Genomic DNA, 21,701 nt, shown 5'->3' with positions numbered 1-21,701 from the left:
ATTCAATAATTTAATTAGATTTAGATAGTTCTGAATATATATAAAGTTTGGTATATGGTTATTGGCTTAGAGCAATACATATTGCTTTAGCTCAAAAATTAGGTGGTTTTTTTAATATCAGCCCTCAACCCTACTGGGTTTATTTTTTGTATGTGTGAAAAATATTCAAAATCAAATTAAAAGTAAAGTATTATTTTAAATATCTTTTATTTGGGTTATTTAGTTTTAACAGATTTGGTAATCCCAGTAATCCTCCCATAAATCACCGAAGTTAAAAGTAAAAGTGGTGGAAGTTGAAATCAAAGCTGGTTTCTTATATAGGTTGATGACAATAAAAATGTTTAACCCATTTTTACCCGAGTAAAATTTTAGGAACTAAAGATTACTACTGTAATCTTTAGTTAGATGAGGCTTAAAAAGAGCTCATTCATTTTAGAGGAATCTAACATCATTTCCTAGAATTACCGGCTTTAGATTTAACAAGTTCATTAAGCATTTTTTGAGCCAAGGTACGTGATTTATCTTGAGCTTCCTTACTCATTTTCGTTCGTAGTTCTGAAAATTTTTTAGCCATCAAATAATCCCTCTATAAAACCTAACGTATTTTCACCTTAGACTTAACTGATTCAAATGCCAAACATTTAAATTAATTTGATTAATTCACGACCTAGATCCACATTTGGTTTTAACATATCATCAGCTAACTCTCTTTTACTTGATAAAAGTCGATCCAACTTTACTTCGAAAGTCTTGAATTCATCTGTTACAACTGTTGGGTAGTAAACAAAAACTTCTTTATCTTGCCCAATACGATACGCACGGTCAGTCGCTTGATCTTCCTTAGCTGGATTCCAACTACGTGTATAATGAATGACATGATTAGCACGTTGAATGTTAACACCAAATCCTACTGCAGTAGTAGATAAGATAATGATATTAAACCCTGATTTTTCTTGAAATTTATCAATCAAGTTTTGCCGTGTTAAGCCTTTTTTACTGCTCGTATTTGAATCACCATTGACTGTTGTAACGTTTAAGCCAAATCTCTCCAGAAGAATTCGCTTAAGAAATACTTGAATATCTCTAAATTCAGTAAAAATAATGACTTTTTCATTTTTTTGCTTGATAGATTCTAAAGTTTCGATTAACCAACTTACTTTTGGAGAGTCACTTAAAGTAGCATTTGGTTGAAACTGTAATGGATGAGCACAGATCATTCTCATACTATGTAAAGAAGTTAGCATCGCCCCCTGATTACCTTCTGCGGACAATTTTTTAAAGCGGTTAACCACATCAATATATAATTGTCTTTGCAATAATGAAATTTCAATATTTTTACAGTGATCTACCTCAGTTTTAGCGGGTAAATCTGCGACATCATGTTTCATTCTTCGTAAGACTTGAGGGGCTATTAACTCACGAAGCTTTAATAGTGCTACTTCATCATTATTTTCAGTATTTTCTATAGGTTTGCGATAGTTTTTACCAAATTCATTTAAAGGACCTAATAAGTTTTCTTGAATGAAATCGAACAAGCACCAAAGATCGGTTAAAGAGTTCTCTACTGGAGTACCTGTACACGCAATTTTAAAATCTGCTTTTTGTGCTTTTGCAGCCTTCGTCACCATTGCTGTAGGAACTTTAATCTTTTGGGCTTCATCGCAAACCATTATGCTCCAGTCTTCTCTAGCTAAAGAAAATTCTAGATCACGCATTGTCTCGTAGGTTGTTAAAACAATGTCAGCATCACCACGCCAATTATCTTCTAAAAGGTGGGTAATACCATGATTTTCTCTTAACTGTGCCGAGATAAAATGTTTGGGAATTTTTCTATCTTTTAAATTATCACCATATAGACTTAATATTTTGGCAAATTTACCACTAAAGAATCGATTTGCTTCGGCTTCCCAATTCTCTAACAGTGAAACTGGGGCCACAATTAACACTGGTTTCTTATCTTCAGCATTTTCAAGATACTCACCAATAAAGCATAAGAGCTGAAGTGTTTTACCTAAGCCCATATCGTCAGCTAAAAGACAGCCACTGACTTGTTCAGGCGCATGCTGGTGCAGATTCTGCAACCATGCTACTCCATATTCTTGATGCTGCTTTAAACTAAATTCTTGGTTTCTAAAACTAGCGGGCAATCTAGCTGATGGAGGATTCTGCTCATCAAAAAGTAAGCGATTGACTCGCTGTTTTGTAAACTCTGCTTCATCAATATTATTCGCGATTAATAATGTATCTTTTTTCTTTTTCTGTGAATTAGCGTTAGATTCTTCTAAAATCTCTTTTGGCTCTTCTTTCTTAGAAGCATATAAACGGTCTAATAAATTTTTGGCATCATCTAATGACACTTCTTTATCTGTATATGGAATTTCAACTTCATCTTGACTGTTTTGCTCCGCCTGCTTAATCCGCTGCTCAAGCAATTCAATGGTTTCATCAAAATTTTCATATTGCAGTTGCTGCTCTAAATCCATTAAATGCTGTGGCAACCATTCAGATTCCCCGCTGTCTCTTTTAATAAATTCAGAGTTCAGCTTTTCTGCTTCTCCAATACCAATAACACGACCGCTATAATTCGATAAATCCAATACTTTTTGAGCTTGTAGTTCATCTTGATATTTTTGAATTTGATTTAGGTCACTTTTTAATTCTTCTATTTGATCATCTAAATAGCTACATCGGTCAATTTCATACCCTGCCCAAACAAAAATAGGCGATTTTTTCTCATAGGCTTGAATAAAATGATAAGTCTGATCTAGATTGTATAGTTCTAATATAATAGGATTTTTTTCTCTTTCAGAATTCTCTTGTAGCTCTAATTTCGCAGAAACATAATGATTTAACTCATCATAGTTTTTTTCTATTTGCACAGTATAAGTATAAATTTCTGCTTGCTGCTTTGACTCCTCAAAACTCTCAGGTGAAATTACGTCAATTGCATCATCACCTAGTTGGGCAAATGGATTGTGTAAAAATGCTTGTGCACGCTCTCCAGAAATACGTCTATTCGGCATTTTTTTAATTTCATTCAGAACTTGCTTCACTTGAGGTTCAATCACCACATGCGCAATTCCACCATCAGCTAAACTAATACTGTACTGATCTTGAACATTATTATATTGATCAAACGTCTTCAGCCAATTTGATGGAGCTTCATCAAATTCAGGCTGAACTTCTACAACAGACTCCTGACCAATCAAATTTTTTCGAAGATTTAACTGTAATTTCTCAGGTGCTAGAACCACTGTCTTACGTAAAAAATCATCTAAGTTTGCATTAGACTTATTGGCCAGTTTTCTGATATTTGCCCAATATTTTTGGTTCTGTTTCGTATCTTTATTCTCTATACGTGAAAACTCTTTTAATTTTTCGACAAGTTGAAAACTTGGTTCATTCAAGAGATGCTCTGTACCATCAATCGTTAAAATAGCTCCAACTCGCTGAATAGAACTTTTAACCTTAATATTATTTTCGTTCAACCAACCATCTAAAATGATTTTGAAATCTGGGTCACTTAACCCTCCCTCACTTCTAATTATTGGACGAAAAGAAGTCTGTGTTGGAAAGTTTAGTAAATGAATTACATTTTCATGTTCTGAATCTTGCTGAAGTTGAAAAAACTCTTCCCAAGGCAACACAAAGTGGTCATCCATAAGGTATGCAAGCTCTTCCTCTTCCAAGCTTTCCCAATAGAAATCGGCATCTGTTTTAGCATTTTTTGTATGTGAGTAAACTACACCTACTTCATCATACGTAAAAGTTTTGGAATTCAATTGAACAGGTTCTTCCTGCTGAGCCTCTGTACTTTTTTTTCTTTTCCAAAATGCTAATTTCATGATTTTTCCTTAATATTTTCTATAGCCTGAATTGTAGTTATTCACTTCGATTTGATTAGAAAACACACCCAATTCTGCCATTTTGGAATCAAAACGAGATTGCCAGCCAGGTGTATGACTTAGCTTAAGTAAATTATTCCATGGTTTTAAAGTATCTCGATGTACTTCAAGTTTATTTTCATTGTATGGAATCCTATTAACAATGAAGCATGCATTACCAGTATCTGAAAAATCAATGACATACAAATTTTTAATTTTTAACATGAAGGCATTATAAGTAGGAGTAGATCCAACTAATTTTTTCAAACGTCCACTATTTAAATCACGAAATTTTTTATGTTGAGCTTGTTGAGATTGGAATGCTGCTGGTCCAAGAAAAATTTGTGAGAAAGAAATTTTATCGATAAATTTAATCCAATAATTAAAACGATTTACATCTGCAGATGCACTGAACAACTTAAAGAAAGCTTCTAGATCAGCTCTTACAAGCCATTGAATGACCATTCTTTTTGTATCAGCATTGACCTTATTCCAACCCGCAGAAGAATCATATTGTGGATTTTCCCACTGGTTTAAGGCTAAATATTTTAGAACTTCATGAACTTTTGCTCGCTCAGATGTCTTAGCATATCGCTCTAACAAAGCAACTAAAATATCTGATGTATATAATAAATTTTGCTCAGCCAAATGCAAAAAACGAGGGATGATTTTCAAATAATCCTGCTCATTCATACCGTTAATAGATTGAATGGAAGATTTAATTAAATCATCCCAAAACCAACTATTAGATGCCATCTTTAAGCTTTCTAATTCATTTGCAACACTACTTGCGTCTTTGTCTTCTAAAAATCTTTTAACAAATGATTTTGTTGGTGAATTAGATAAAATTTCTGAATAATCAACAAGGGTATTTATCCATTTTTTAGGACGTTTTAAGTCTCTATAAACACCTGACCTATTTGTATTTAATACATCCCTTAATTGAAGCCAAATTGCTGGCTTGTTTTTTACATCTTCATTTTCTAAAGCAAAATAGCTATACAACAATGGAAAATAAACGAGTCCAATAAGGTCCATCTCTGATTGTTGAAAGTGCTGAATAATCCTTTTACCAATATCACTAAAGATAAGTTTTTCTTGTGTACCTGGCAGTATTTTGCTTAATGCCCAAGCCAAATTTTTCCAATCTCTTCGTGTGAGGTGCCCAAAACCAGAGCTTTCTAATTTAGAAATTGTCCTAAAAATTTTTTCATCTAGAGGAAGGCTATTTTCTAAATCATCAAACTTCTGATCAAGCACAGAAAGTGTTTTGAGCAGTCGTTGAGGCTTTACAAATTTCGCATTTGTAACATCTACAACTGAATGACCACTCAATTTTTCCTCCAAACGACGTTTCAAGTTCGCTATGCTCATAGATATCACCGCGTCAATTGGCATGTTTCAATCGGCGCTGAAACAAAATGAGGTTGAGGCTCTGCACTTTCTTTTTCTTTTAAGCCATAAAACTGCATTCTCAATTCAACACGGCGAGATGCTTCCTTACTATCTTTAGCCGAGTTAAAAGACACCCCCCCAGCCAAGAATAATTGCTTAACCTGGTTTTTTTGCTGTTCAGTTAAAGTTAGGCCTGAACTAAATTTAGGATCAAGTAAACTACACATCACCCATTCTGAACGACGCAAACTCAAGTTTAAATTATATAGATATGAACCATCTGTATCTGTAAAGCCTTCAATCACTATTTGCTTAAACCATTTTTCACCTTGTGGGTTATTTGCTTCTTCAAGAATAATTGGCACAATAGTATTTAGACGATTACGACCCACCTCATTTAAACGATAATCATTATGTGAAAAACGACCAGCTTCACCAAAATTAATGCGGTTATTTTTACAATCAACTTCAATGCCTGCATCTTTCAATTTGACACTGTGCTTGATACTCTGACAAATATTTAAAATTTCTGCACTTCTTTGATCTTCAGCTTGAGTAGCCTCATTAATCTTTTTAGTGACGATCATGAGTGATACAGCCATAACAACGAGAAATAAAGTCATTAATGCTGTCATTAAGTCCGCAAAAGAAATCCAAAAAGGTTTTTCACCTTCATCTTTAGGACGTGCCTTTTTAGAGTACCGATTACCTAGCATTGCTCATGTACTCCAGACTTAGTTTTTCTTTTGTCTAACGATATCTTCAAGATCCTCAACAAAGCTACCTAAGCCTTCTACACCACTTGAAAGACGCTTAACTGCTTGGTCAAGCGTATTATCATATATACCTAAAGAATGGTTCAGACTCGTCTCAACCGATGCCCCGAAGCTATCAAAACTCTTCACCAACACATCACTGACTTGTTCAAGATAGTCTTGCATCTCTTTTTTCACTTGATTTAATGCCGTTGTCATTTGAGTCATATCATCAAGCATTTTAGTACTCATACCGGCTTCAGATTGCGCTTGTTTAATCAGTCCATCAAGCGTACTGATCGCTTTATTGACGCTATCCTGAGAGTTTTTATAATCGCTCAATAACGAAATAAGATTACTGCTTGCACTAGTCAAATGAGTAGATGTAGTAGTTACTTCTGAAATCAATTGTGATGTTTTATCTGTGACGCTAATAAGCGATGTACCCGCCGCATTAAACTGCTCAGAAGCTAGGCGCATTTTTTCTGCGCCGTTGTTCATTCCTGTAATACTATCAGTCGTCACCTGAGTGAGCTTTTGAATGTTATTTTTATAAGATTCAACTGCATTTTGACTATGCACAATTAATTCTTTGATCTCTGCCCCAAGGCTATCAATTAGGATTGAAGATTGTTCATGTAGCTTATGCTGATTATCTGCAATTGTACGATCCTGTTCTATACGCTGTTTAGCAATATCCGCCATTACACCTGAGATAGTTCCACCCATGTGCCCAATCAGCTCAGAAACCTTTCCATTTAATTGTTCAATTGCATATTGTCCCTGCTCTCCAATTTTTTCTGCACCTTTAGATAAGTGCTCGACCATTGAATTCATTTGATCGGACATCGCATTTTGCTTTTGTTGAATATCCTCAATCATTTTAGACATTTGGTTTTCTAAGCTTTTTGTCGAACTTTCACTATTCACTTTCATATCAGTAATTAATTGAGTGAATCCTAATTGCATCTCTCTCATTGCAGATACTGATTGAGTCATCATCTCACTCATACCATTCATTTGAGTCCCAAACGTTGATTCTAATTTGGTCATAAATGCAGTGAGTACATCTGTCATTAACTCTTGGACAGCAGAACTTTGATCACCACTGACCTGCTGTACACTTGACGCAATTTTCTCTAGTGGTGCTTGTAAATTATCAGAAATAGACTGGCCTATTTGATCAGCCATATCCTTGCTTGTCTTGGCATAGCTATCCGTTAATTGTGATGCAAAAGCCATTTGATTCTTTTTATTTTCATCAATTAAATTTGTCATCATTGTCTTTAAATCATTAACAAGACTATCTTTTAACTGACGTGCATTCGTTTCATTTGCTTGTGATGATTTTAGTAATTTGGCTAAGTATTCCTCACCTGTATCATCAGATTCAAAGAAGTCATCTATTTCTGTTGTTAACATTTCTAACTGTGCATAACACTGTCTTAACCATGACTTCTCGCGCCATGTAATTAACATTGCTGTAGCAATAGCCAATGCAGATGCCATAAAGGCTTCACTCACACCACCTAACAGTAATCCAAGACTATCTTGCACTTTTTCAGGATTACCTGCTGGATCAAAAGCTAATAATCCGCACAGTAAGCCTGCAAATGTAGCAATAATGCCGACACCCGTGATAATGCCTGGAAGATGTTTATAGAATTCAACTCTTAAAGGAGTATCAACAATAACCGATTGCGAGAAAAAAATATCACTCGATACAGTCGCACGAGATGCTCTTAAAACATCTGCACCATCGACAACTTCATAGCTATCATGGAATGAATGTTTATAATTCAACCATGCATGTTTTAATGGAATACTATTATCAAAAACATGATCTAAAGCATGTGTATTAACATTAGGTTGCTGTTCGACTTGCTTTAAAGCTTTTATGGCATCGCCCAATTGAGTATCAAGCTGTTTTGCTGGTTTAATATATTTTATGTAGAACCTATAGCTAATCACAGCGACAAATATACCCATAAGAACTGGGATAATAAAATAACTTTGCAAAAATGCTGCAATAGCTAAAAAATTCACAACCGCTCCCCTTCAACTATTATAAAGTTGATTTTTATTAAATAATTATGTGCAATATATCACAAAAGAAATTAAGGCTAAGGTTAGCATTTGAACTAACATGTTCCTAAATCACTTCAGCTCGTAGTTAGGCTACGAGCTAAAATGGTAATTTTATCAATTATTTAACTAAAATATAATCTTAATTTTTTCAAAATGTCTACCTTTGCCTTATCCAATAATTCAGGATTTGTTTTTACACTTAAGGTATTTCGATGCTTATTTCCTAAAAAATATGCAATTCGTTCTGCATTTGCACCTGATGGATGAGGTAAACCAAACAACACCTGATCATCTTGTAGTAAGCCATCTTTGATAAGTTGTTCAAAAACATTTCCTACTTTAGGACCGAGCGGAATATAAATCGCATTGGGAAGCTGTTTAACCTCCTCTTTCAAATATGCATCAATCATCTCAAGCATAAGAGGATGTTTAAGCATATTTGGAGCAGACCCACTATAATCTTTACCGCTAATAAAGACTGGATGTCTCAACACGGATGTTGTGTGTACAAGATGTGCATTTTTATTGAATAAAGTAGATGTACTATCAATTCCAAGTTTGTCATTTAAACCAATATGATCTAAAAGTTTAACTAAGTTGTTTCTCAACGTTCCACTGAAAGCCCCTTCATCTTTAGCTTTTTTAAGAACATCATCTTGATTCAAATTATGAGATAAAGAGTTTTGAACAGACAATAATGCATTAAATAATTGAGTTTTACCTGGCGTAATCCCGACCAATACCACTTTAGCTTGAGGTGAAATATAATCAAATGGTATGTAATAGCTTTCTACATTGCCTTGTTCAGAAATTTTCAAACTATCTAAGACTGAAAGATCTTTAGACCCATTAAGTTTTAAGCTTTTTAAAGTCGAAGCCATCTCTGAGTAAGATTTAGTACCCATATTTTCCTCTTTAAACCAGTAATTCACATACAACTTTCTTTTTTAATCTTAATGGAGATAGACGTTGATCATAATTATTCTGATTTAAACTTTTGTTTATTATCATTAGTAATATACTCTTTTTCGGTATTTGAAATATCCAATAAAAAACAACACCAATGTCCCCAATATCAAATAGCGATTCACTATTTTCCCACGAATTTTATCGTAAAGATTTAAAATGAATTGATCAAAAAATGGTGTAAGGTGTGACACACTTCGAGTCTCATAGTAATGACTTAAATTGTGATTGAGCCATGCTAAAAGACCAATACAAAATAGAAAAAAGATACAAGTTACATCCATACTTTCCGAGGACGCTCCAGCACCATTAGCAATGTATAGAACTCCCCCTCGTATCCAATTCAACATCTTAAATTTCCCTTATCTCATAACACCTTGTTGTAAGCTATATTTCCATGACATTCTAAAAGCCGTATCCTTTGAATAATGCTTATACATATCCATATCAATTTTCCTCTGACGAAGCATGATTTCATTCATAATCTTCTCAAAGGCTAAATCCTTGGTATGCGGATCAGGATTATTTAAATACTTACTTTCAAAATCAGCATGTTCCTTAATCTGTTTTAAAATATTCACAAACTTAACTTTTTGCTCTTCAGGTGTTGCAGCCCAACCACCGAACCAGCGTTCATTAAATGTTTTAATGATTTCATCTAATGGATCTTCTTCCGTTTCACCACCATGAGCACCACGTGGATTAGAGTTTGTCGGATCTAGAACTGTTTCTTCAGCATCTAATACAATCTGTTCATTTAGTTTTTTACGCTGCAATCCATATGAGTTTAAATCAACTGAATTTAGTAATTCATCTAATGCATCTGCTTCAGGATCTTCAATTTTGAGTTTCGGAATCAAGAATTTTAAGAACCAATACAGCTTTTCCCAAGCCGGAACTTCATAAGGTAAGATTGCAGCCATCTGACCATAAATCTTAACAAATTGCTTTGCTTTGATTTTAAAATCCGCTTTATCCTCAGCACTCAGTTCTAACTCTGCATCAAAACGTGCAACTGCTGTATCGATAATCGGACTGAGTTGTTCAGCATCTACTGAATCAAAGTACTTTGTGGCAAATTCCTCAACTTCCAATGATTCATATACCCCAACACCATCTAACTCATCTTTCAACTCATTGAGCACATTAATATCTGTAGCTTTCGATAATGTGGTAGATGTATAGAAACTATCAAAAGATTGTTTGATATCTTCTATTTCATTAAAGAAATCTAAAACAAATAAATCTTCGGTTCGCTTCCCTAGTTTAGGTGCAGAACGGTTTAAACGGGAAAGTGCTTGGACACACAGGACATCAGCCAGTTTCTTATCGACATACATCGTGCAAAGCTTAGGTTGATCAAAACCTGTTAAATATTTATTCGCAACAATCAATAATCGATACTGATTTTCATTCACACCCGCAGGTTTTTTGTCGCCGACATAGCCCCGATCAAACATATCTTTGGTGTCATTTTCGGAAAAACCATTGATAATTGCTTCCGTGTATTCAATACCATCAACTTTCTTCTCACCAGAGAATGCAATAATTGCTTTAAATGGATAACCAGCTTGTTCTAGTAGTCGATCAATTGCCTTGTAATAACGGATCGCAGACTCAATATTTTGAGTCACAATCATCCCTTTGGCTTTGCCTTTTAATTTCTTGGTATTTACAACATGCTGGATAAAATGATCAAGCATCACCTCTGCTTTGATATCAATCGTCTGCTGTGTTTTCTCTACATAACTTCTTAGCGTTTTTTGCGCTTTTTTGGTATCGAATAATGGGTTCTCTAGAATTGATTTCTCAATTTCATAAAAACTCTTATAGGTCGTATAGTTCGACAATACATCTAAGATAAACCCTTCCTCAATCGCTTGTTTCATCGAATAAAGATCAAAAGGTTTAAAAGAACCATCCGTTTGTTTTTCACCAAACTTTTCTAAAGTCGTGTTCTTTGGCGTTGCAGTAAAAGCAAAATATGAGGCATTTCCCTTCATCTTACGAGCTAACATAGCACTCAAGATTTTATCTTGAGCATCTATACCATCACTGTCCTCATTTCCTTTCCCCATGACCTCATTCATTTTGTCATGAGCAACGCCTGATTGAGAGCTATGTGCTTCATCAATGATCACAGCAAAACGTTTATCACTTAAATCTGCTATACCATCAATAATGAACGGGAATTTTTGGATCGTGGTAATGATGATTTTTTTGCCATTCTCTAAAGCAGATTTCAGCTCTGAAGACTTATGGGCATGCGCCATAATATTCTTGACCTCAGAGAACTCCTTAATATTTTCTTTTAGCTGTTTATCCAGAATACGACGATCTGTCACCACAATAACTGAATCAAATAATGGATGTTCAAGCCCTCGGCTTCCTATAACGTCCTTATTTGCTGGGTAGGCTTCTATCAATTGAAATGCCGCCCAAGTAATTGAATTAGACTTACCTGAACCTGCGGAGTGTTGAATGAGATAAGTCTGCCCTATACCATTCGTTGAAACATGATTAATAAGACGGCGCACCACACTGAGTTGTTGATAGCGTGGGAAATAGAGATTCCTTTTATCCAATAAAATTTTTTCATCACCATCAAGACGTACAAAGTGCTGAATAATATTCGCCAGACTATCTTTTGAAAGCAGTTCTTTCCATAGATATGCAGTTTTATGACCTTCTGCATTTGGTGGATTTCCTGCACCCGCATTATGCCCTTTGTTAAAGGGTAAGAAGAACGTATTCGCACCTGCAAGTTTAGTCGTCATATAAACTTCGTCGGTATCCACAGCCATATGCACGATACAACGTGCAAAGTTGAGTAGTGGCTGAGTGATATCTCGATCTTGTTTATATTGCTTCTGCCCATGATGGCGAGCATTCTGCCCTGTCCAATCATTTTTAAGCTCAAAGGTAATGATTGGAATACCATTTACAAATACCACCATATCAATTTCTTGCAGTGGATTTCCTTTTGAATAGCGTAATTGGCGAGTCACACTAAAAATGTTCTGCTTAAATCGATCTTTGATCTTTTGAGAACTGCTAGCCAACGGCGCTGGGTACATCAACTGAAAATGTGTTTGATCTACGGCGAGACCTTTTTTAAGTAGGTGAACAACCCCATGCTTACGGATCATTCGATCAAAACGTTCGTAGATTTTTCTTTGCCAATCGTGTGGATTAAATTTCTGAATTTTTGCTAGTTCATCTGCTTGAGTTTGTTCTAAAAAGTGCCAGAAATATTGAGTATCTAGTGCATAAAGCATGTCAAAATTTGAAGGTGAGCCTGATACAAAACCATGATGAGGTAGAGTAATGTCTGTTAAGCCTGCTTTGACATTCTCAAGACATGTCCCTGTCAATGCTTTTTCAATGGCCATTTCTAAAGCACGTTCATTGGTTAAACTGACCATTAGGCAACCTCTTCTCTTTCTGGATGTTTAATTTCATCTAATACTTGCTGTTGTGCTTTGATGATATTTTTAAACTCGTACATCTCTTCACTGGTTATTAGTCTAAAAAACTCACCATCTTCTAAATTTTTTTCAATGATTTCGTTGATAAATTCACCATTCTTAAACGTGATTCGAAGCTTATTTTTAACCCTTAAACTTGGCATTGTCTCTCTGTTAGAAACAGATAAATAATCAAGATCTGTTTTTTCTAAACCGTATTCTGGTGTCAGCAAGGTGAAATATAAAACATAGCTTCTTAATTCAGCGTGTTTCCCTCTAAGCACTGATGTTTTTAAAAGATAAATAAGATCATTACTTTCCTTTCTAATCAGAGCATATGAGCAATAGCTAAATATTCTGTCATCAAGAATAAAATATCTTCTCCAATCATAGATTTGAGCCAACTTTTGATTTCTAATCATTTCAAGTTTCGCAAAACTTACATCATCATCTAACAAATCAAATAATATTTTAAGTTGTGGTTCTTTATTTTCTTCAGACACTCTATTTTTATCAAATACAGCCCGCCAATTTTCAGCCCTATCACGATAAGAACTGTACGAATCTGAACAAAAGCTTAAATTTCTCCCGTATTTTACAAAATAGTTTCCTAGACTCAAAAAACACCGATGTAATCGATATTCCTTGTCTTTTATAAATTCTTCTGTAAATAAATGGGCCGCAATTTCAGCATAATAAGTAAACTTAGCCATACAAATGATGTCATCATCTGTCTTTGCATAATCAAGTAAAAAATCAACGCGACCATAGAAATAGTCATGCCCTTCATATTTACTTAATAGCTCTTTCCACGCTTGATCTTGAAGTATGAGTTTGGCTTTTTCAATTTCATGTTCAATATGTGATTTCTCAAAAGCAGTTTTACTACAAAGTTCTATGATGTTTTGATGTTGGTGCAAAGTACTTATTTTATCGAGAACATTTTCATGACCAATATACATTGCTAATTGTTCTAGCGCCTCGAGTACTGAGAGCATCAATTTTTCAGAGTTATAGTAACCCTTAGCATTTTTTACTAACCACCCACTGATTCTGTTCCAATCCTCAAATTGATCAATATTTTGAATATACTTAGTAAAATAATAAGTAGTTGCGAAGTTTGCTTGCTCTTCATAGGAAGGCTTATCTTTACTTAAGATTTCAAGAATATTGTTTTGGCTTTGTTGCTTTACAACAGCAAAATCTAAAAGCGCTGTTATTTGATCAATCGTATTACTCACTTCATTTGAGAATAAATCCATATATTCAGTTTGCGAAATAAATAAATTCAGCCTCAAACGACTCACTAAACTTTCGATGTCAGCTTCGTTAGTGCTATCAACACTTTTATTCTTCGATAAGTATTTTTGATGCTCGCATAGCAAACAAATTTTAAAGAAATGAATAAAACTCGCATCAAAAGATTTATTCCAGTTTTTACTAGCAGTCCAAATTAAATCGGTCCATTCCGTGTCAATACTTTGAAAAAAAGCATTTGCTTTGCTTGTATCAATTTTATTTTCAAGAAAACCTTGAAGCCATGCTTTAAAGTTTTCAAACTCAGTGAGTTGAACGCCTCTGGCATTCATTTTGATATACAGCTCATCTGTTAATGAAAATTCATTCATCGGCAACAAATAAAAATTCAATACCGAGAGACCAATCAACCTCTCCCATAATTGATTAATTTCATCCGTATGTTTAGACCCAAACAATGTCTCTAATTCATCTAACATCGTTAATATTGAAATAATGGTCGGATCTTTACACCATACTGCTAAAAACCACGCTTCGTTTTCAATCACTACGGATGGTTTACCACTCCATTCCATTTCGACTAACTTCTCAACCAATTGAGAAATGAACAGCTTAGAACTTGTACGCGTTTGATAACTGAATTTCTGTAATTGTTTTTTAATTAAATCAATTTCATTGATATTTGCCTTATTTTTATTCACAAGATAACAATGTAAAAGGAACAAAGTCGTTAGACGCTGTTGCCCATCTAACAATTCAAGAATTTTTTTACTTAAAGAGCCATAGACAAAATCAAGTTCAAGCTCTTGATTTTCAGTCAAACTTTGTACTAAGGCTTGCAAAAATGTTTTACGGATTTGTGCAATCTTTGGATCATTCTTTCGACCTTGTGCGTAATCACGCTGAATTGTAGGAATGACAATATGATAGTGTTCCAATGCTTTCCACAATGTCAATTTAGCCATTTTTAATTACCCCTCATTTTCATCGTGAAATTCAATACCATACTGTTTGAAGCAGTCTAATAATGCTTTTTTATAATTTTTCCTGTCCGCTGTATCCCACTTCAGCATATGGTTTACGTCGTCACTAAAATATTTAGAGAAGACCTGTTGTGATGCCAAAGGAATAAAGTTTGCAGAGTTGGTTTTACCTAATTCATACAGCTCTTTTTCTGCTTGTAAAACCTTCTTTCTCTTAATAAAAAATGGATCATTCCCTATAGAGCGATTATCACTTTCTGGTAAAAGGCATAAATTATCAAGCGTCTGAATATTTTCTGAGAAACTACCGATCAATGTCTCTAAAATTTCATTATATTGATTATACAAATGCTCTCTTTGCGTATGACCTGAAACTGTCTCATATTGAGTTAATATTTCTCTCAGCTTTTCTTTAGCAATACTGTCTGTGATTTCCCCTAACAATGCCTTTTGCTCAGATACCCAAACCTTGATTTGATCATGCTTGCTAGACAACTCCTCACTTTGCTGGGCATGGATATGTTCAATATCCCACTTTACTTGGTTATAACCTTTAAAAGAAAAACGTGTGTTGTGTCGCTCATATCTAAAAATATTAAACAATACGAGTATCGATTTAATTTTTGGTCGACATGAAGTGTCATCTACATCATAGAAGACATGATCAAAATTTAATTCTTTGGCATTCTTGTCTTTCTTAAAAAGATGACTTAATTCAAGTTGGATAAAGTTGATTAACTTAGCCTCAAATTCATTTCGTTTACAGTCCTGTGCAACTAACCAAATCTCTTGGATTGTTTTATATTTCTGACCGATCAAGTAGCCGATGAGATGGTATAAGCGATCATTTTCATACCACTCATTTAAATACTGAAATCCAGTGAGAACCTTTAGCCACTCTGTTTCAATTAAATCTTTCACATCTTGGGCTGATTTAAACTTATTGGCGTAATAGATAAAAGTTTGATGATCTACTTTCAGTTTTAAAGCTTTGTTATCAGTCGGTTTATCTGCAATAAGATCAAAAATAAGTTCGATCCGTGTGTGTTTATTGGTCTGTTGTGTTGGACTCAAGAATGCCCAAAACTCATCATTTTGTAAGGCCTGTTCAATCGCATCCCATTGATTCGACATTTCAGTTTGCTTCTGAACTGCAAGATTTTCATTCCCATAAGCTTGCGCAATTTTTTGTAAGAATAATGCCTTGATCAACTCTGCATCGGTGAGTGGAATCTTGCCCTGGTTTAATCGACTAAAGATTTCAATGGATTGCTTTTTAGAATCTTGATTTCGATCCACACGTACAGCGTACCAAATAACTTTTGTATGATTCAAAAGCTTATTTTTCCAATGCTGTTGGTTAAATCCAGTTCCCTTTTCCTCAAACCATTTTTTTACAGCTTGATAAGCCGTATAGAAGTAATGAGCATCAATCGTTGGTAGGTTATTTTCAGCAAGTCTAGTTAAGTTATTTAAATGCTCTGTACTAGATTCTCTAGTCTCATAACGAAGAGAGAAATATGGTTCATTGGTTAAATAAGTCAGAATAATAAAAATTGTGGTCATCCGTTGTTGACCGTCAATGAGTTCCCAATAGTATTGAGTGCCTTCTGTCTTTCTTTTGACAACTACAGGCTGCAAACAATAGAAATCGGTTTTCTGATTTGGTTGAAACTCATTAATATCATCTAGCAGTTCCCAAACTTGTTGTTCTTTCCATTTATAGCCTCGTTGGTAACTATCAACGAAAAAATTAGCATTCTGTAATTCACTGATGGATTTCAATTCCAATGAATTTTCTTTTTGCTCTAAATAAGAAATAAGTTTCTCTAATCGATCATCTGCAATTTCAGATAAATCCGGCTTATCCTCTAAAAGCTGGCTAATCTGTGCCAATAAGTTTGCTGTATTCACCCTATACCCCCAACTTTTTAGATCTATGCTTTCTTACTTAATTAATTGATACGCATCTTTCATATACGGCTTAAACACCTGCTCAAACTTTTGCACGTGTTCAAAATGCCATTGGATGTACTCAGGCCAGAGTGCTTTGTTATAACCCTCTAAGGCGTTAACAATAACAATCTTTGATAATTTTTGATCATCTGATCTACGCCAATCCAACTGTAGACCACAACTTTGCTCAATTTCTGCTTTACGTGCATAGAAGAAATCAAAGAGCTTTTTATTATGTTCAGTACTACTCGTTGCAAACTCAAGTTCTACACGGAGTTCTTTTTGGGCGAAAATCAAATTGTAGTTACACTGTGCAATTGTTGCACCTGCACTACGCCATCCTGCACCAACTGGATTGACGTTGCGGAACAGATCAAAGTTCCGATTTTGAAAATTATCTAGTAGCTGTGTCCAATAGGCTATTCTCAATTGTCCAAGTGAACTTTCTCTTTCTTTGAGGGCTTTTACTTCAGCATCCTTACGGCTTAAACGCACCATATATTCCGATGCTTCAGGCACAGGGATAATTTGCTGTATATCTACCAATAACTGACCATTCAATATATACGGCGACACCTTCACGCATTTAACGTCAATCTCGCGCTCAATCAACCAAAGCGCAGTATTGGTTACTTCTTTCCTAAATTCACCTGCAACGAGAATGATGCGTTGAGTTGCTTTAGGATTCAGCTTACTCATCCAATCAGTATCTGAACTTCCACCCAAAAATTTTTCAATTAAAGAGCTTGCTGTACTGTGTATATGTTCGGGCTCATAAGCATCGGTATCCAGATCAGGATCAATTGGTCGATACTTACTCAGGTAATTTGCATAAACACTAATAATATCTTTTGCGGTAAACGGCGCTACATAAGACGCATACTTGAGTGCCTGCCACACGGCGTCACGTCCACTGTCATCACGTTTGTTTTCAATCAGTACAAGTTGTCCTTTGGTATCTAGTGCCAAAAGGTCTAAGCGTTCACCTGTTCCATCAAAACCATCAAATTCTTTTTGGATAATTAACAGCTCTTCGCCTAATGCTTCAGGGTGACTCACCAACCATTCTTGTAAGTCATAACGCTCTGTCAGGTTGTGTTGTTTCAGTTGTGTGATGTCTAGTGGTTTCAATTTTTTATTGGCTGTGTCTACTGTATATAAGCTCATATTCCCCCCGAAATATTAAAAAACCTAGCCAACCAAAGTTCGCTAGGTTTAATTTTTTATGCCACTTTAATTTTGCCTGTCACAGCATCATTAATGAGTGTGGTTTTATATTCTTTTAACTTTTCAATTTGTTGATTCTTAATTTGAATCGCAAAATTTGTTTGTTGCTCAATTGCTTTAATTTGCTCAACAATTTTGAGTTGCTCATCTAAAGGAGGAACAACGGTCACTAATTGTTTAAAGCCATCCCAATATAAGCGTTTACGGAAATCTGTAATGCCTTTGGAGTAACGATCCATTTGTTGAATAAACTCAGGACAACGATACTGATATTCAAAAAATTCTGCATTTATCAGCTGATTTGGCTTTGCAACGATATATGCAGGGCTAACCATTCCATCTACTGAAACCGCACCAATACCACCTTGCCAAGCACGCATCATGTTAAAAGCGATATCACCTTTTTTCACGAGGATATATTTAGATTTATCCTCAATTTTTACACGACCACGTACATTGTCTTCTTCGGAAATTTCTTCATTCGAAACACCTGAATGAATTGAAACAGATAAAAGTGGCAAGCCCTCTTTACCCTGCTCATTGCGTTCTTTGAACATGGTTCTATTTGCTCTAATTTCCCAATGCTCAGGAATTTGACCAATCCATTCCACACCCGAATCTTTCATCGGTACATTTAGATCTAAACCTTGAGTCACAGCTTTTTGAATCACAATTTGCTTACGTTCATTGAGTAACGCAATTTGCTGTTCTTTAATAACAATCGCTTGGTCAATTTCTGAGCTTTTTTGATTCAGAAAACTTACTATAGCTTCTTGTTCAGGCAAACTAGGCAATGCAAACTTTTCATTTAAATAAGAATTTGTATCTAAATTCTGTATACCTGTTGTCTGTTTAATAGATTGGTAATTAACATTATTTGCATACAAGCTTGCAAAGATATAATTTAAAAAACAACTATTTACATTACTTTTTGGTGTCATTTTGGCAACAAAATTAGATGTAAGTGCCTTGTAGTCCTCATTAAAAAGAACCACGCAACCAACTAATGTTTTGTCACCACCGCCTGATTTTTCAATTAACAAATCACCTTTTTTCAAAAGTCGATTACCAATTTCTGATTTTTTGATATTACGAAATGTTAGTTTTGAATTATCAATGACTAATTTATTTCTATTAAAATCAGCAACCCGTAGAACAACAATATCATCATGATTTGATTTTGGATCACTACCCCAAAGACCATTGAAACAACCCTCAATTGATCTTTTTAATGAAATCATCTCCCAATCACTAGGTATCCTACCCAACCACTCCACACCCGAATCTTTATAAGCATCATATTTTTTAAACATCATGCTTCCCCTTAAAGACCCAAAATCTGTGCAATCAAACCATCCGCTTGCTTTTCAAAACTTAGAATATCCTGAGCCACATCTTCTAAAGAACGTAACGGCTTATGCTGGTAGAAATACTTATTAAAGCTAATCTCATAACCAATCTTCACAGAATCTAGATTAATCCACGCTTCAGCCACATGCGGTTTCACTTCATCTAAGAAATACTGATGAATCTGCTGTTTTAACGGTACAGATTCACTATCACGTAAATCGGTATTGCTTTCATAAGTGGTGAACTCGCCTTTTTTCGCTGTTGCATAGTAGCCAAAGTCAGCCAAATCCGCTTCTGTACATCCCAAATGTGTAACTAAGTCAGCAAGCTCAGCGTCATTGAACTTCACGACTTTTTTCACCACTTTTTCTGCGTTTTCGTCATACCAACTCACCGCATTTAAAATGTTGTTCTTTTCAGAATTCGACAGCTTAATTTTTATGGCTTTAATGGCTTCATCGACTTTCTTTTTAAACAAGTTAAAGTCTGAAAACTCATCTGTACCCACCTGTTGCATAATGCTTAAGGCATTGTCCAACGCTGTTTTTAAAGTGCTCCAATGCTTCACATCAAAGAGCTTAGCTTGGGCTTTGTTGTTGAGGCTAATCTCTTGATCTTCACACCATGCCAAGACTTCTTTTTTCACAGCATCAAGCTTTGCTTCGCTATAAATATCATCGCCATAAGTGCGATACATATATTCCATCGGCTCAGACAAAGACTTATCAAAACGCAAACCTTGCAAACGCTCTGCACTAAACTGCGCTCTACGGCGGTCTGGACGCTCAATATTGACTTTGTAATAACCAAAATCTTGGTTATCAAAGACCTTGCTTGCAATACCAATAGGATCATTTTGAGCATCAAGCTGACGTTCAACGTCTTGACCTGCAAGATAAGTCTGCATAATTTCCGCAATGTGCTCAGGGGCAAATTCACAGTTTTTATTCCCTAAGTTTTTACGCAACTTGCGGAACATCAAACTTGCATCAATCAGTTGTACTTTGCCTTTACGCTGTTGTGGCTTGTTATTCGACAACAACCAAATATAAGTAGTAATACCAGTGTTATAGAACAAGTTGTTTGGCAACTGCACAATCGCATTCAGTAAGTCATTTTCAATGATATAGCGACGAATATTACTTTCACCGCCACCTGCATCACCTGTAAATAAGCTTGAACCATTATGAACTGAGGCAATACGACCACCAATACCGTTATGCTCAGGCGATTTCATCTTATTGACCATTTCCATCAGGAACAGTAGCTGACCATCACTTGAGCGTGGTGTTGCATCGCAACTTTCTTCATTGCCCCAATAGTCTTTTAACTTCACGATAAAGCGTGGATCAACCACATCTGAGCCATCTTTAATGTACTTTTGCTCAGACGCCCAGCTCTTACCATATGGAGGGTTTGACAGCATAAAGTCGAACTTCGTGCCGACAAATTCATCTGTGGTCAGTGTTGAACCGACACGAATATTTTCAGGGTTATTGCCCTTGATCATCATGTCTGACTTACAGATTGCATAAGTCTCGTCATTGATCTCTTTACCGTATAGAATCACGTCCCGGTTGCCCTGTTCAACACTGTAACGCTCTTCAATAAAGTTTTGTGCTTCGGTCAGCATCCCACCCGAACCGCATGCTGGATCGTATACCGTGATGGTTAAAGGCAATTTTTCTTGGATTGGATCAAAGACAAAATGCGTCATTAACTCAATCACCTCACGTGGGGTAAAGTGCTCACCTGCCTCTTCGTTATTTTCTTCGTTAAATTTACGAATTAATTCTTCAAAGACATAACCCATGCCTAAGTTGGTCAATGCAGGCAAACGATAGCCGTCTGGGTCTACGGCATCTTCAGGGGTTAAGTTGATGTATTGTGATAAGAACTTCTCAACCACATCTAACAGCACATTTTTATGTGACATGTGACGAATTTGAGTATAAAGGTTAAAGCATTGAATAATTTCTTTAACGTTGTCGCTAAAGCCTTCTAAATACTCTTCAAAGTTCGCCAATAAAATTTCAGGGTTATTCGAGGCTGCGGTATACAGCGAACGTAATGTCCATTTAGAGGTGTTATAGAACACATAGCCTGATGCTTCTTTCAGTGGCTCATCATCAAACTCGGTGAGCTCCATTTCGACTTGTTGGTAGCGCACTTCTTCGAGTACGGCATCTTTGCTCAGCTCTAATAAAGTGTCCAAACGGCGTAATACCACCATCGGCAAAATCACATCACGATATTTACCACGTACATAGACATCTCGAAGACAGTCATCAGCAATCGACCAGATAAATGAAACCAATTTGTTATGTACTGAATGATCCATAAGAACCCAAATAAAGCATTAAATTTTAATGT

The 21,701-nt window shown here is 35.4% G+C and carries 12 protein-coding genes; all 12 read right to left on the bottom strand.

Annotation, left to right across the window (positions count from 1 at the left end; genetic code table 11):
- Positions 1 to 448 precede the first annotated feature (448 nt).
- On the bottom strand, positions 449 to 574 hold the full coding sequence (locus ACE01R_RS03385; protein WP_395546164.1) for a hypothetical protein: 126 nt from the start codon (positions 572 to 574) through the stop codon (positions 449 to 451).
- A 67-nt stretch (positions 575 to 641) separates the two neighbouring features.
- Entirely contained in the window at positions 642 to 3,845 is a 3,204-nt protein-coding gene (locus tag ACE01R_RS03380) for a DEAD/DEAH box helicase (RefSeq protein WP_395546163.1), read from the bottom strand.
- 9 nt (positions 3,846 to 3,854) lie between these two features.
- The gene (locus ACE01R_RS03375) at positions 3,855 to 5,243 is read right to left on the bottom strand and encodes an EH signature domain-containing protein (RefSeq protein WP_395546156.1); all 1,389 of its coding nucleotides are present in this window, start codon (positions 5,241 to 5,243) and stop codon (positions 3,855 to 3,857) included.
- 20 nt (positions 5,244 to 5,263) lie between these two features.
- Positions 5,264 to 5,995 (bottom strand): type I Zorya anti-phage system protein ZorB1, encoded by a 732-nt coding sequence (zorB1, locus tag ACE01R_RS03370; RefSeq protein WP_086199918.1) that lies wholly within the window; start codon positions 5,993 to 5,995, stop codon positions 5,264 to 5,266.
- A gap of 18 nt (positions 5,996 to 6,013) precedes the next feature.
- Entirely contained in the window at positions 6,014 to 8,023 is a 2,010-nt protein-coding gene (gene zorA / locus ACE01R_RS03365) for an anti-phage ZorAB system protein ZorA (protein WP_395546204.1), read from the bottom strand.
- A 221-nt stretch (positions 8,024 to 8,244) separates the two neighbouring features.
- On the bottom strand, positions 8,245 to 9,027 hold the full coding sequence (locus ACE01R_RS03360; RefSeq protein WP_395546123.1) for a hypothetical protein: 783 nt from the start codon (positions 9,025 to 9,027) through the stop codon (positions 8,245 to 8,247).
- Positions 9,028 to 9,450: 423 nt separating this feature from the next.
- A complete protein-coding gene (locus ACE01R_RS03355; RefSeq protein WP_395546119.1) occupies positions 9,451 to 12,513 on the bottom strand; it encodes a type I restriction endonuclease subunit R in 3,063 nt (1,020 codons plus the stop codon).
- Positions 12,513 to 14,777, bottom strand: coding sequence for a DUF262 domain-containing protein (locus tag ACE01R_RS03350; RefSeq protein ID WP_395546118.1), 2,265 nt, complete (start codon positions 14,775 to 14,777; stop codon positions 12,513 to 12,515). The genes ACE01R_RS03355 and ACE01R_RS03350 overlap by 1 nt, the downstream gene beginning before the upstream one ends.
- A 6-nt stretch (positions 14,778 to 14,783) precedes the next feature.
- The gene (locus tag ACE01R_RS03345) at positions 14,784 to 16,709 is read right to left on the bottom strand and encodes a DUF262 domain-containing protein (RefSeq protein ID WP_395546116.1); all 1,926 of its coding nucleotides are present in this window, start codon (positions 16,707 to 16,709) and stop codon (positions 14,784 to 14,786) included.
- Positions 16,710 to 16,742: 33 nt separating this feature from the next.
- Positions 16,743 to 17,918 carry a DUF4268 domain-containing protein gene (locus ACE01R_RS03340; RefSeq protein WP_395546115.1) on the bottom strand — a complete coding sequence of 392 codons (1,176 nt, stop codon included), beginning with the start codon at positions 17,916 to 17,918 and terminating at the stop codon, positions 16,743 to 16,745.
- 56 nt (positions 17,919 to 17,974) lie between these two features.
- Positions 17,975 to 19,294, bottom strand: a complete 1,320-nt coding sequence (locus ACE01R_RS03335) for a restriction endonuclease subunit S (protein WP_395546103.1) — start codon at positions 19,292 to 19,294, stop codon at positions 17,975 to 17,977.
- An 8-nt stretch (positions 19,295 to 19,302) separates the two neighbouring features.
- Entirely contained in the window at positions 19,303 to 21,669 is a 2,367-nt protein-coding gene (locus tag ACE01R_RS03330) for an N-6 DNA methylase (protein ID WP_395546086.1), read from the bottom strand.
- Positions 21,670 to 21,701 lie beyond the last annotated feature (32 nt).

This window comes from Acinetobacter sp. BSP-28 (assembly GCF_044130285.1).
Lineage (GTDB): Bacteria > Pseudomonadota > Gammaproteobacteria > Pseudomonadales > Moraxellaceae > Acinetobacter.
This window is presented reverse-complemented; position numbering and strand designations above follow the sequence as displayed.

Coding starts and splice junctions, on each gene's coding strand:
- ACE01R_RS03385 (WP_395546164.1), bottom strand. CDS start 574: ATGGCTAAAAAATTTTCAGAACTACGAACGAAAATGAGTAAGGAAGCT.
- ACE01R_RS03380 (WP_395546163.1), bottom strand. CDS start 3,845: ATGAAATTAGCATTTTGGAAAAGAAAAAAAAGTACAGAGGCTCAGCAG.
- zorB1 (WP_086199918.1), bottom strand. CDS start 5,995: ATGCTAGGTAATCGGTACTCTAAAAAGGCACGTCCTAAAGATGAAGGT.
- zorA (WP_395546204.1), bottom strand. CDS start 8,023: ATGGGTATATTTGTCGCTGTGATTAGCTATAGGTTCTACATAAAATAT.
- ACE01R_RS03360 (WP_395546123.1), bottom strand. CDS start 9,027: ATGGGTACTAAATCTTACTCAGAGATGGCTTCGACTTTAAAAAGCTTA.
- ACE01R_RS03355 (WP_395546119.1), bottom strand. CDS start 12,513: ATGGTCAGTTTAACCAATGAACGTGCTTTAGAAATGGCCATTGAAAAA.
- ACE01R_RS03350 (WP_395546118.1), bottom strand. CDS start 14,777: ATGGCTAAATTGACATTGTGGAAAGCATTGGAACACTATCATATTGTC.
- ACE01R_RS03340 (WP_395546115.1), bottom strand. CDS start 17,918: ATGAGCTTATATACAGTAGACACAGCCAATAAAAAATTGAAACCACTA.
- ACE01R_RS03335 (WP_395546103.1), bottom strand. CDS start 19,294: ATGATGTTTAAAAAATATGATGCTTATAAAGATTCGGGTGTGGAGTGG.
- ACE01R_RS03330 (WP_395546086.1), bottom strand. CDS start 21,669: ATGGATCATTCAGTACATAACAAATTGGTTTCATTTATCTGGTCGATT.